10 protein-coding genes are annotated in these 13,080 nt (G+C 67.9%); 5 read left to right on the top strand and 5 right to left on the bottom strand.

Annotation, left to right across the window (positions count from 1 at the left end):
- The first annotated feature begins 13 nt into the window (after window positions 1-13).
- The 4 genes from ML01_RS00235 to ML01_RS00220 all read left to right on the top strand — a co-directional run bounded on the left by ML01_RS00235 (window position 14) and on the right by ML01_RS00220 (window position 3,999).
- The gene (locus tag ML01_RS00235; protein WP_082673793.1) at window positions 14-1,723 is read left to right on the top strand and encodes a tetrathionate reductase family octaheme c-type cytochrome; all 1,710 of its coding nucleotides are present in this window, start codon (window positions 14-16) and stop codon (window positions 1,721-1,723) included.
- A complete protein-coding gene (locus tag ML01_RS00230; RefSeq protein WP_058553385.1) occupies window positions 1,723-2,376 on the top strand; it encodes a cytochrome b/b6 domain-containing protein in 654 nt (217 codons plus the stop codon). Before ML01_RS00235 ends, ML01_RS00230 begins: the two co-directional genes overlap by 1 nt.
- Window positions 2,377-2,564: 188 nt before the next feature.
- A complete protein-coding gene (locus ML01_RS00225; RefSeq protein WP_058553384.1) occupies window positions 2,565-3,020 on the top strand; it encodes a hypothetical protein in 456 nt (151 codons plus the stop codon).
- Between the two features lie 157 nt (window positions 3,021-3,177).
- Window positions 3,178-3,999 (top strand): 1-acyl-sn-glycerol-3-phosphate acyltransferase, encoded by an 822-nt coding sequence (locus ML01_RS00220; RefSeq protein ID WP_082673792.1) that lies wholly within the window; start codon window positions 3,178-3,180, stop codon window positions 3,997-3,999.
- 199 nt (window positions 4,000-4,198) lie between these two features.
- Here the strand turns inward: ML01_RS00220 and ihfB are convergent, their stop codons facing one another.
- From ihfB to aroA, 4 genes are all read right to left on the bottom strand, one after another.
- Window positions 4,199-4,546, bottom strand: coding sequence for an integration host factor subunit beta (ihfB, locus tag ML01_RS00215; protein WP_058553383.1), 348 nt, complete (start codon window positions 4,544-4,546; stop codon window positions 4,199-4,201).
- Between the two features lie 302 nt (window positions 4,547-4,848).
- A complete protein-coding gene (gene rpsA, locus ML01_RS00210; RefSeq protein WP_256363603.1) occupies window positions 4,849-6,573 on the bottom strand; it encodes a 30S ribosomal protein S1 in 1,725 nt (574 codons plus the stop codon).
- Between the two features lie 256 nt (window positions 6,574-6,829).
- Window positions 6,830-7,531: a (d)CMP kinase gene (gene cmk, locus ML01_RS00205; RefSeq protein ID WP_216819078.1), complete on the bottom strand. Its 702-nt coding sequence runs from the start codon at window positions 7,529-7,531 to the stop codon at window positions 6,830-6,832.
- A complete protein-coding gene (gene aroA, locus ML01_RS00200) occupies window positions 7,528-8,898 on the bottom strand; it encodes a 3-phosphoshikimate 1-carboxyvinyltransferase (RefSeq protein ID WP_058553575.1) in 1,371 nt (456 codons plus the stop codon). The genes cmk and aroA overlap by 4 nt, the downstream gene beginning before the upstream one ends.
- 250 nt (window positions 8,899-9,148) lie before the next feature.
- On the opposite strand from aroA, the gene ML01_RS00195 reads away from it, so the two are divergent.
- The gene (locus ML01_RS00195; RefSeq protein WP_058553381.1) at window positions 9,149-10,558 is read left to right on the top strand and encodes a dihydrolipoyl dehydrogenase; all 1,410 of its coding nucleotides are present in this window, start codon (window positions 9,149-9,151) and stop codon (window positions 10,556-10,558) included.
- A gap of 178 nt (window positions 10,559-10,736) precedes the next feature.
- Here ML01_RS00195 and ML01_RS00190 read toward each other — a convergent pair whose 3' ends face one another.
- On the bottom strand, window positions 10,737-13,079 hold the full coding sequence (locus ML01_RS00190; protein ID WP_082673790.1) for a response regulator: 2,343 nt from the start codon (window positions 13,077-13,079) through the stop codon (window positions 10,737-10,739).
- Window position 13,080: the final 1 nt, after the last annotated feature.

The raw sequence follows: 13,080 nt of genomic DNA, 5'->3' as shown, positions 1-13,080 counted from the left end.
TGGAGAACGGACCATGCGACCCCACGGCGACTCATGGGCGAAGCCCCCATTTCCGAACGCCGGCGCCGACGCGCGGCGCCGCGCCGGCGCCTGCATCGCGCTGCTCGTGGCGCTGCTGCTGCTGCCGCCGCTGCTGGCCGGCGCCGAGGCCGGCAGTTGGCCAACCCCGCCGGCCACCGCGGAGCCGCCGCCGCAGGTGTCCGGCCCGCTGCGGGGCGGGACCGCGGATCACACCAAGTTTAAGGAGCTGCAGGGGCCGTTCGAGTCGGGACCGGAGGTCACCCGCGCCTGTCTCGGCTGCCATACCGAGACCGGCAAGCACTTCATGCGGAACATCCACTGGACCTGGTCCTACCAGAACCCGGATACCGGCCAGCAGCTCGGCAAGAAGTACCTGATCAACAACTTCTGCACCAATTCCCGCGGCAACGAGGGCATGTGCGCGCAGTGTCACGCCGGCTACGGCTGGAAGGACGAGCACTTCGATTTCACGGACGAGACCAACATCGACTGCCTAGTCTGCCACGAGACCACTGGCACCTATTACAAGACGCCGAATTCCGAGGGCAGCCCCGCGTGCTCGGTGATGTTTGAGGGCAAACCCCCAATCGACCTTGCCGCCGCGGCGCAGAGCGTCGACCTGCCGCAGCGCGCCAACTGCGGTGCCTGCCACTTCAACGGCGGTGGCGGCGACAACGTCAAACACGGCGACCTGTCCTCGGCATTGAAAGCGCCGCCGCGCACCCTTGACGTGCACATGGGCGTCGATGGGCTCAACTTCGCCTGCTCGGCCTGTCATGTGACCAACCAGCATGTCTGGGCCGGCAGTCGCTACAAGGTGGTCTCCAAGGACACCGAGGGGACGGGCCTGCCCGGACAGCGCACGGACGTGGCCACCTGCGAGTCCTGCCACGGGCTTGCACCGCATCCCGTTGACTCGCTCGCCGCCTTCAAGCTCAACGACCACGTGCAGAGCGTCGCCTGCCAGACCTGTCATATTCCGGCGTTCGCCCGCGGCGGTGTTGCCACCGTCGTCGATTGGGACTGGCGTACCGCCGGCAGGACGCGCGACGGCGAGGGCTACCACGAGGAAGGCTACATCCAGGGCAACGGCGAACATCGCTACACCTATAAGTCGATCAAGGGCGATTTCACCTACGCCGAAAACCTCGTCCCCGACTACGCCTGGTTCGATGGGCAGATGGTCTATACCACCATCGAGACCAAGTTCGACCCCGCTGCCGAGTCCATTGACATCAACGGCTTCACCGGCTCGCGCGAGGATGCGCGCTCGCGTATCTGGCCCTTTAAGCGCATGCACACCTGGCAGCCCTATGACAAGGGCAACGGTACCCTCGTCTACACGCATCTCTGGGGCGAGGATGACGCCGCCTATTGGGGCAATTACGACATGGGCGCCGCCATCGCAAAGGGCATGGCCGACTTCGGGCTCGACTACTCGGGCGAGTACGGCTTCATCGAGACCATTTCATGGTGGCCGATCACGCACATGGTGGCGCCCAAGGAAGAGGCGCTCGCCTGCGGCGACTGTCATACACCGGATGGCAGCCGATTGGCTTCCGTGGCAGGGGTTTACATCCCGGGCCGCGACCGCAACGCCTGGCTCGACACGATCGGCACCATACTCGCCTTCGGCACCCTGGCAGGCATCCTGATCCATGGGCTGGTCCGATTCTTCTCGTCCAAGGGGGAGCACCACTGATGGCAATGCGTCGCGTCAAGATCTTCAGCCTGTTCGAGCGCTTCTGGCACTGGGCGCAAATGCTCCTGATCGTCGTGCTGCTCTTCACCGGCTTCGGCCTGCATGGCTTCCACGGCCTATTCTCTTTCGAGGACGCGGTGACCCTGCACACCGGCGCGGCGATGGCGCTGCTGGTGCTGTGGGCCTTCGGCACCTTCTGGCTCTTCACCACCCGCAGTTGGCGGCACTTCATCCCGACCATTCACGGCATGTGGGGCGTCTTCCGCTACTACAGCTTCGGCATCTTCCGCGGTGAGCGGCATCCGTATCGCAAGGCCTATTGGCGCAAGCACAACCCCTTGCAGGCACTGGCCTATACGATGCTGAAGCTCGTGCTGTTCCCGGCCATCTGGATCAGCGGGCTCATCTACCTCTTCTATTTCTCGTGGCGGAACCTGCCGCACGCCCCGGAGTATCTGCAGGGCGTCGCCTTCGTGCACACCGCGGCAGCCTTCGCGATCCTGACCTTTGCTTTTATCCACGTCTACATGCTGACCACCGGGCACTCCTTCCGCGACCACGTGATGCCAATGGTCACGGGCTTCGACGACGTGGATCTGACGCCGGAGGAAGAGGCCTACCTGCGCAAGGACCAGCCGGAGGATATTCGCTGAGCGGGCGAGGGCCGGCGCTCGGCGCTCGGGGCTCGGCGGGGCGGGTCACCGCGGGTCGGGGGTCGGCGCGGGGCAAGCGAGTTGCTTCCTGTTCGGGAGATGGCCCCGACCACGCCAGCGGGCGAGCCCGCAACCTGTCGAATCGGGTTGATATACTGGCGTCGAAGCAGCGACCGACGGCAGCAGACATGGCCCTGGCACAGGAAGACATCGAGTTCATCAAAGACCACCTTGGCGACTGGCTCGCGGAACGTAGTCTCGGCAAACCGCCGGCGGTCTACGAGATCGAGCTGCGCGAGCGCATGGTGCGCGTCGAAGAGGAGCTGCGGCATCAGCGCGAGTTGATGCGAGAAGGGTTCGCGCAGATGGAGAAGCGCTTGGAGCAGATCGACAAGCGCTTCGAGCAGATCGACAAGCGCTTCGAGCAGATCGACAAGCGCTTCGAGCAGGTCGACAAGCGCTTCGAGCAGGTCGACAAGCGCTTCGAGTCCATCCAGGCAGACATGGATAAACGCTTCGAGGCAGCCCGGCAGGACATGCGCGAGCTGCAAAGACGCATGGACCGTTTCATGCTTTGGTCCTTCAGTACCACGGTGGCCGTCGGCGCGCTGGTGGTTAGCTTGGTCAAGTTCTGGAATCCCTGAGACTGCGACGGGCAAGCCACGCGGCGACATTGCGGCAGGCTGGAAGCCTGCGGCTGCCGCAGCGCCGCGAGTCACTATTGTTGGCAGGCTGGCAGGCTGGCAGGCTGGCAGCCTGCCCCACTGCCGAACGCCCGTCCCACTGGAGGAGCACGACGACATGCAGCCCCGAACGGTCACGAAGCCAGGCCCGACGCCCACCGCCGCGGGCGCCGGCTCCGCCCGCAGCGCCAGGCCCACGAGCTTGTCCATCCGGCTGCGCAGCCTTGCCTTGTTTGTGCTGACCACGCTGCTCGTGATGGTGCATGCACCACTCGTGTTCCTGGTGGCGCCATTCATGAGCTTCGAACAGCGCTATCGCTTCGTGAATCTGTGGAGCGCCGTCGTCATGTGGCTGCTCAAGTACCTTAACGGCGTGCACATCGAGGTGCAGGGGCGTGAGCACATCCCCCGGGATCGGGCCGTCGTGGTCATGGCCAACCATCAGAGCCCCTGGGAGACCTTTTATCTGCAGCTCCTGATCTCGCCGCAGGCCACAATCCTCAAAAAGGAACTGCTGTGGATCCCCTTCTTCGGCTGGGGGCTCGCGATGCTCAAGCCCATCGCCATCGACCGCTCCGCCGGCGCCCAGGCGCTCAAGACCATCGCCAAGGTTGGCGCGGAGCGGCTCAACGAGGGGATCAGCGTGATGATCTTTCCGGAAGGAACCCGACAGCCCCCCGGTACCCTCGGGCACTTCAATGCCGGTGGCGCGATGCTGGCCACCCGGACCGGTGCCGACGTCCTGCCGGTGGTGCACAACAGCGGGGACTGTTGGCCGGCGCGCTCTCTGATGCGCTATCCGGGCAGCATCCGGCTCGTCATCGGCGAGCCCATCCCATCCAGAGGCAAATCCGCGAAGGCGCTAACCGCCGAGGTGGAGCGCTGGATCACGGCGCACTATCCAGGGGAGCGCGCCGCGCCGGCCGCGGACGGACAGTAGAGGGGGAGCGCACCGCACCGGCCGCGCAAGCCGCCATAGCGATCTGACCGAAGAGTCGCGTTACCCCCGGGCTTTCGCGCTGCGGCTGCGGTCAACAGCAGGGGGCGCCAAACAGGAACGCGGCGTCGCTGGCAGGCGCGCCGCGGAATGGTCCAACAGGATGATGCGCCCTCTACCGGTGGTGGCGCGGGGGTAGAGATCAGCCGGTCGCGGTCTTGAGCGGTGCCTCGGCCTGTTCCGCAAGCTGCGCCTCCTGCTCGGCTTGATAGGAGGCGTTGACGCGGTCGCGCAGCTCCTTGCCGGGCTTGAAGTGCGGGACGTATTTGCCGGCCAGCGCCACGGAGTCTCCGGTCTTCGGATTACGGCCGATGCGCGGCGGGCGGTAGTGCAGCGAGAAGCTGCCGAAGCCGCGAATCTCGATGCGCTCGCCAGCGGCGAGTGCGCCGCTCATCTGCTCCAGGATGCAGCGCACGGCGAGCTCGACATCCTTGCACGCGAGATGACTTTGCTGCTCGGCCAGGATCTCGATGAGCTCGGATTTCATCATTGTGAATCACCCTGAGAGTCTACGGGGGCCGCACCTCAGACCGACAAGGGCAAGGAGTGGTCTTGTTTGACGCGCTCGTTGCTGCACATGGTCCGGAGGCCGAGGGCCGAGGAGGGCTGTTCAGGGCGTTCGCGCACGCGCAGCCCTCGGCCCTTCGTTGTGAAGGTGCTGGTGTGGTTTTGAGTAACTTGACGCTTGTTTATGGGGGGGCGCGCCGTTAACCGACCCAGGCAGCTCCGCCCCGGCGCCGGACCCGCACGCTAAGGGCTTTCCGGCGCGCGGCCGGGGCGGCCCCGCAAGGGTCAGTCCTCTCGTGCGGCCTCCTCCATCTGCTGCTTGAGGATGTCGCCGAGCGTTGCGGTGCCGGCCTGTGCCTCGCGGGCATAGCCCTTGATGGCAGCTTGCTCGTCGGCCATGTCCTTCGCCTTGATGGAGAGCGAGATGGTGCGGTTCTTGCGGTCGACGCCCATGAACTTGGCCTCGACATCCTCGCCGGCCTTGAGCACCGCGCGCGCATCCTCGATGCGGTCGCGCGAGATCTCGGACGCGCGCAGATAACCCTCCACGCCGTCGCCGAGGTCCACCGTGGCGCCCTTGGGGTCCACCTCGGTAATGACGCCGTTGACGATGCTGCCCTTCTCGTTCAGCGCGACGAAGCTGGAGAACGGATCCTTGTCCAGTTGCTTGACGCCGAGCGAGATGCGCTCGCGCTCGGGATCCACCGACAGCACCACCGTCTCGACCTCGTCGCCCTTCTTGAAGCGACGCAGCGCATCCTCGCCACCCTCGTCCCAGGAAATGTCGGACAGGTGCACAAGGCCGTCGATGCCGCCGTCCAGGCCGATGAAGATGCCGAAGTCGGTGATGGACTTGATCTGGCCGCTGACCCGGTCGCCCTTCTTGTAGGTCGCCGAGAATTCGTCCCAGGGGTTGGACTGGCACTGCTTGATGCCGAGGGAGATGCGCCGGCGCTCCTCGTCGATGTCGAGGATCATCACCTCCACCTCGTCGCCGAGGGATACCACCTTAGACGGATGCACGTTCTTATTGGTCCAGTCCATCTCAGAGACGTGCACCAGGCCCTCGACGCCCTCTTCGATCTCGACGAAGCAGCCGTAGTCCGCGATGTTCGTGACCTTGCCGAAGACGCGCGTGCCCTCGGGGTAGCGGCGGGAGATATTGACCCAGGGGTCCTCGCCCATCTGCTTGAGGCCCAGGGAGACACGCTGGCGCTCGCGGTCGAACTTGAGCACCTTGACCATGACCTCCTGGCCGATCTCGACCACTTCCGACGGGTGCTTGACCCGTCGCCAGGCCATGTCGGTGATGTGGAGCAGGCCGTCGATGCCGCCCAGATCCAGGAAGGCGCCGTAGTCGGTGAGGTTCTTTACCACACCCTGCAGCTCGAGACCCTCCTCCAGCTTCTCCAGCAGATGCTCGCGCTCGGCGCTGTACTCCTCCTCGACGACGGCGCGGCGGGACACGACGACGTTGTTGCGGCGGCGGTCCAGCTTGATGACCTTGAACTCCAGCTCCTTGCCTTCGAGGTAGGCGGTGTCGCGCACGGGCCGCACGTCCACCAAGGAGCCGGGCAGGAACGCGCGCACGCTGCCGAGCTCCACGGTGAAGCCGCCCTTGACCTTGCCGTTGATGAGTCCCCTGACGGTGTCGCCGTCCTCGAATGCCTTCTCCAACTGGTCCCAGGCCGCGAACCGCTTCGCCTTCTCCCGCGACAGCCGGGTGGTGCCGAAGCCGTCCTCGACGGCGTCGAGGGCCACCTCGACGTCATCGCCGACGGCCACCTCCAGCGAGCCGTCCGCTGCGAGGAACTGGCTGCGGGGGATGATGCCCTCGGTCTTGAGGCCGGCGTAGACGATGACCACGTCGGGCGTGATCTCGACCACCTGCCCGGTGACGATAGTGCCGGGCTGAAGCTGGGTGTTGGACAGGCTTTGTTCGAAGAGTTCGGCGAAGCTTTCGGTCATGGGGTTGGACGTTTCCTGGCCGGACGGCGCTCCCCTGTCGATGGCCGGTCGCGGCGCGTGGCGCTGCGAATCGGTGCTCGGCGGTGCGGAACGGACGTGATACGCGGCCTGTTACTGTGCAGAAGCAAGGGTTGATGACACGCCGGGGCAGAGCACCGGCAACGCATGGCGGCGATACCGTCGCCGCGGTTCGGACTCTCCCGACTCGGTGCGCGCCCCGAGTCGAGGACGCGAACCGGTACACGCTAAATGACAACGGGACAACCCGGCGCACGGCATGTGGGCCGCGGCGGCCAAGTCAGACGCTATCGGGCACGGCCGCGGGCAGCACTTGGCGCACCTGTGCGACCACGCGGGCGAGCACCGCGTCGATGCCCAGGTTGGAGGTGTCGATGACGACGGCGTCCGCCGCAGGCACAGACGGGCTCACAGCCCGCTCGCGATCGCGTCGGTCGCGTTCTTCCAGGTCCCGTGCAAGATCGCGCAAGTTAGCATCCATGCCTTTTTCTTTCAACTGGTTATAGCGACGTTCCGCGCGCACCCAGGGGCTCGCGTCCAGGTAAAGCTTGAGCAGCGCCTCCGGGAACACGACGGTGCCCATGTCGCGCCCGTCGGCAATCAACCCGGGCGGGCGCACGGCGTCTCGCTGCAATCGCCACAGCGCTCGGCGCACGGCGGGGGAGGCCGCCACGCGGGAGGCATGCTCGCCGGCGGCGGCGGTGCGGATGTCGCCGCTCACATCCCTGTCGTCGAGCAGCACGCGGGTATCGGCAAAGCGGATGCCGAGCCCCAGCGCAAGCGCGCCGAGCGCGGCATCGTCGTCGAGCGGCACGGCCCGCTGCACGGCAGCAAGACCGACACAGCGATACAGCGCGCCGGTGTCGAGCACATGCCAGCCGAGCAGCGCCGCGAGGCGCTCGGCGATGGTGCCCTTGCCGGTGCCGGACGGGCCGTCGATGGTGATGACCGGGGCCTCGATCGGGTCGCTGTTCCGGCTCACGCGTCGTGCTCCTCGATGCCGAGCCCGGCCCCGGCGGCGAGCGCTGCAAAGCCCGGGAAGGACGTGCGCACGTTCTCGCAGTCGCGCACCAGGATCGGCGCCTCGGCCCTGAGTGCGGCCATCGCAAAGGCCATCGCGATGCGGTGATCCCCGTGGCTGTCGATCGTACCGCCGCCGAGCCGCCCATGCTGCCCGACACCCCGGATGCGGATGCCGTCCGGCAGCACCTCGGCGCTGACGCCGAGCTGCGCCAGCCCCGCGGCCATGACGGCGATGCGATCGCTCTCCTTGACGCGGAGCTCCGCCGCGCCCGTGAGCAGCGTTTCGCCCTCGGCGCAGGCCGCGGCAATAAAGAGCGCCGGAAACTCATCGATGGCCAGCGGCACCTGCTCGGCCGGGATCTCGATGCCGTGCAGCGGCGCGCTCTGCACGCGGATGTCGGCCACCGGCTCGGCCCCGCAGTCGCGGCGGTTCGTGATCTCGATGCGCGCACCCATGGCCTCAAGGATGCTCAGCACGCCGATCCGGGTGGGGTTGATGCCCACCCCCGGCAGCGTCAGGTCCGCCGCGTCGGCGATGCTCGCGCCCACCAGGAAGAAGGCCGCGCTGGAGATATCGGCCGGCACTTGCACCGGCGCGGCCCTGAGCCGGCTGCCGCCCTGCACGCAGACCGTGGCACCCGCGCGACGCACCGGGCAGCCGAAGGTGGTCAGCATGCGCTCGGTATGATCGCGGGTGACGGCGGGCTCGGTGACACAGGTCTCGCCGCGGGCGTAGAGCCCGGCGAGCAGTAGGCAGGACTTCACCTGCGCGCTCGCCATCGGCATGTCGTAGTGGATGGCCGCGAGCGCCGGCGCTGGGCTGATCACGAGCGGCGCGGTGCCCGCCTCGGTGCCCTCGATGGCGGCGCCCATGCGCGCGAGCGGCTCCGTCACGCGGCGCATGGGCCGGCGCGACAGCGACGCATCGCCGATCAGCGTGCTCGCAAAGCGCTGCCCCGCCAGCAGCCCGCACAGGAGCCGCATGGCCGTGCCCGCGTTGCCGACATCGAGCGGCGCGGTGGGTGCCGCGAGCCCATCGCGACCGACGCCTCGGATCAGCACCCGCCCCTGCTCGGGGCCGTCGATGCGCACCCCCATGGCGCGGAACGCGGCCAGCGTCGCCAGGCTGTCGGCACCTTCCAAAAAGCCCGTGACCGGCGTCGCGCCATCAGCCAGCGCCCCCAGCATGATCGCCCGATGCGAGATCGACTTGTCCCCCGGCGCTTGCACGGAGCCGCGGAGCGTGCCGCCCGGGGCGACGCGATAGGCAGGCGCGCAGGCCGGGGCCGCAGCGGCGGCGCGATCGGTTGGGCCGGTGGTGTCGATCAAGTCTACTCTGCTCCGCAAGGTTGGCGGCGACCGTCGCCCCCGACCGGTTGTCGATACTGCTGCCGGATGCGCGAACCGGAGCGCATGCAGCCGCGCGACGCGGGGCGCGGCTTGCATCGGGGTGACAAAAACCCGGCAAAATAGCGCACGGGATGACCCCTGTAAATCACCGAGCGGCCCGCCGGTGTCGGCGTCGGACCGACGTCCCCGCGGGCATCCCCGCCAAACCTCCCGAGGAGACAGCCAGGTGCAAGAACGAATCGTCGACGTCGCCATCATCGGCTCCGGCACCGCCGGGCTCAACGCCATGGCCCAGGTGCAGCAGGCCGGCAAGACCTTCGTGCTCATCAACGGCGGCGAGCCCGGAACCACCTGCGCGCGAGTCGGCTGCATGCCCTCGAAGGCCTTGATCCAGGTGGCCGAGGACTATCACCGGCGCACGCATCTCGGCAAATACGGCATCGACGGCCACGCGGAGATGACCCTCGACATCCCGGAGGCCATGGCGCACGTGCAGGACATCCGCGATACCTTCGTCGATCGCGTGCTCGGCAGCAGCACCGACGACCTGCCGGAGGACCTGTTCATCCAAGACTACGCGCGCTTCCTGGAGCCGACGCTGCTGGCGGTGGGAAAGCAGCGCATCCGCGCCGCTGCCGTCGTCATCGCCACCGGCTCGACGCCGCTGGTGCCGGCGGCGTGGCGGGCCTTCGGCGACCGGATTCTGACCACCGACACCCTGTTCGAGCTGGACGACTTGCCGCAGTCCGTCGCCGTCGTCGGGCTCGGCACCATCGGTCTGGAGCTGGGGCAGAGCCTGCGGCGGCTCGGCGTGGCGGTCACGGGCTTCGATCAGCAGGCGCACATCGGCGGCACCCGCGATCCGGAAGTGAACCGCGCCGCGCTCGAGATCATGCGCAAGGAGTTTCCGATTCATCTCGGCGCCGCGGCGGAGATCGGCGCCGACGGGGACGGCCTGCGCGTGCAGGCGGGCGAGCACGTCGCCGCCGTCGAGCGCGTGCTCTGCAGCATCGGCCGCGTGCCGAACGTCGCCGGCCTTCAGCTCGGCAACCTCGGCGTGCCGCTCGACGCCCGCGGCCTGCCGGAATTCAATCGCCACACGCTGCAGGTGGGCGACCTGCCCGTGTTCATCGCCGGCGACGCCAACGGCGAGCGGCAGATCCTGCACGAGGCCGGCGACGAGGGCCGCATCGCGGGCTGGAACGCGGCCCGCGGCGAGCGCCGTGCCTTTCGGCGCAAGACGCCGCTGCACATCAACTTCTGCGACCCGAACATCTGCGCCGTCGGCGCGCGCTTCGACGCGCTCGACCCGGACACCACCGTCGTCGGCGAGATCAAATTCGCCCCGGTCGGGCGTGCGCTCATCATGGGCAAGAACCGCGGCGTGCTGCGCGTCTATGCCGACAAGGCCGACGGCCGCCTGCGCGGTGCCGAGATGGTCGGCCCCAAGGGGGAGCACTTGGCGCACCTCATCTGCTGGAGCATTGAGCAGGGTCTCAGCGTCGGCGCGATGCTGCGCCTGCCCTACTACCATCCGGTCATCGAAGAGGCCCTGCAGGCGGCGCTCTACAACGCCTACGGCAAGGTGGAGCGCAAAAACGACGGCATGACGGAGCTTGCGACCCTGGCGGAGTAGGCCCTGCCGGGGGCGCGCTCAGGCGATTGCCGGAAAAAAACGTACCGAATGGCGCAGGATTTTCGTCTGCCTTCAAGGAGCGGCAGCGGGTGCATAGTCGAACTATGCACCCGCTGCCGCGACGCAGAAGGCGGGCGAAAAGACAAGCCAGGCGGTATGTTCTTTGACAGAAATCGCCTCAGGCCTCCGCCACCGGCAGCCAGCGCGCCAGGGCCGCGTAAAGCTGGGCGCTCTTGAAGGGTTTGGGCACGTAGTCGTCCATGCCGGCGTCGAGGCAGGCCTCGCGGTCGCTGTCCATCGCATTGGCGGTCATCGCGATGACCGGGAGCCGGGCGGCGCCCGCGGCCTGCTCGCGCGCGCGCAGCGCCCGCGTGGCCGACAGTCCATCAAGCACGGGCATCTGCACGTCCATCAGCACCAGGTTCCAGCCACCGGTCTGGAGCCGCGCGAGGGCTGCTTCGCCGTTGTCCGCAAGCTCCGCGTGCACGCCCATCCTGCCGAGCATCGACAGCGCCACCTGCTGGTTGACGACGTTGTCCTCCACCAGGAGCACGCGGCCGCAGAGCAGTGGGCGCGGCGGCTCCGGCGGCGGCGCCTTCGCATAGCTCGGGGTCGTGCCGTAGAGCACTTGGTACAGCGCGTCGCGCAGCACCCGATAGCGCACCGGCTTTGCGAGCCGCCGCGCAAAGAGTGCAGCGTCTGCGTCGTCCGGCTCCATCGGGGAGCTGAGCAGCAGCAGCGGCAGTCCCGACCAGTGTGGCTCGGCACGAATGCGTTCGGCCAGTGCGTAACCGTCGAGCCCTGGCATGTCGAAGTCCAGCAGCGCCAGGTCGAATCGCGCGCCGGTGGCGGCGGCGGTTGCAAGCGCCGCGAGGGCTTCGGCGCCGTTCGCCGTCAGCGCACAGTCCATGCCCCAACCGTGCAGATAGTGCTTCAGGATCTCGCGGTTGGTCTCGTTGTCGTCCACCACCAGTGCGCGCCGGCCGTCGAGCCCGGCACTGCCCTGAAGGTCCGCCCCGGCCGGCTGCAACAGCAATGGCAGCCGCACGCGGAACACCGTGCCGCGGCCGAGTGCGCTCTCGACGTCGATCTCGCCGCCCATCAACTGCGTCAGCCGCTTGGTGATGGCGAGCCCGAGCCCGCTGCCGCCGAAGCGCCGGGTCATGGAGCCGTCGGCCTGCCGGAACGGCTCGAACAGCCGCTCGATTTGCTCGGCGGTCATGCCGATGCCGCTGTCGCGGACCTCGATCTCCAGTTGCACGGTGCTTGCGCTGCGCGCGAGCTCGCGCAAGCGCAGCGACACCTCGCCACGCTCGGTGAACTTGACCGCGTTGCCAAGCAGGTTCGACAGCACCTGGCGCAGGCGCATCGGATCGCCGATGACCCGCGTCGGCAGCTCCGGCGGCACGAAGCAGGTGAGCTCGAACTGCGCGTTCTGCACGTTCGCGGTAAACAGCGCGGTTACGTCCTCGGCGAGCCCGCGGAGATCGAAGGGGACGGACTCCAGGTCGAGCTTGCCCGCCTCGATCTTGGAGAAGTCCAGGATCGCGTTGATGACGTTCAGCAGGCTCTCGCTGGACGTGCGCGCCACCTCCACGAAGCCGCGCTGGCGCCCGTCGAGGTCGGACTGGGACAAGAGCTCGATCATGCCGAGCACCCCGTTCATCGGCGTGCGGATCTCGTGGCTCATGTTGGCCACGAACTCGCTTTTCGCGACGCTCGCGCTCTCGGCCTGCTCCTTGGCGGCGGCGAGCTCCTCGGCGATGCGCCTGCGCTCCTCTACCTCTTCGGTGAGGCGTGCGTTCAGCGCGCGCACCCGGTCCGCCTCGGCGGTGATCTCGGTCATCAGGTCCGCGTTGGCGTAAGTGAGCTCCAACGCATTGCGCACGGTGCGATGGTGCGCGCGCGCCGTGACCAACATGAAGATGCCGAACAGCACAATCAGCGCGAGGAAGGTCAGCGCAAACCCGCCGCCGAGCAGCGCCATGCGCAGCGCGAGGGGGACGAGCGCACCGAGCAGGTAGGGCACATAGCTGCTGAGCCGGGGCGCGAGACTCGGAATGGCGCCGGCGACCATGCCGGCGATGACGAAGGACAGAAAGACCTCGTCGGTGTAATCGGCCCAGGGCAGCACGTAGACCGACAGGCCCCAGGCAAGACCGGTCACGGCGGCGCCGAGCGCGAACAGTTGCGACCAGCGCCGCGTCGGCAGCGCCTCGGGCCGGCGCCGATGGTTCAGCACCAGGAGGGCGCGCAGCAGCAGCACCACGAGCATCGCCCCGAACCAGGACCACGCCAGCGGTGCGTCGTAGAACCAGCTCACCGCCGCGGCGACGATGCCCGCGTTGATGGCCGACACGCCGAGCCCGAGCGGGGCCTGCGCAAACAGGAGCCCGACCAGATCGGCGTCGACGCGCTCCGCCGTCGCGGCGGCCTGGCCCGCGGCTGCGTTGGGGACGCTGAGCTGCGGCTCGACTGCCGCGTCGGACGCTTGCGCCGGGAACGCGGGACCTTGGGCCACG

This window comes from Thiohalocapsa sp. ML1, from assembly GCF_001469165.1.
Lineage (GTDB): Bacteria > Pseudomonadota > Gammaproteobacteria > Chromatiales > Chromatiaceae > Thiohalocapsa.
This window is presented reverse-complemented; position numbering and strand designations above follow the sequence as displayed.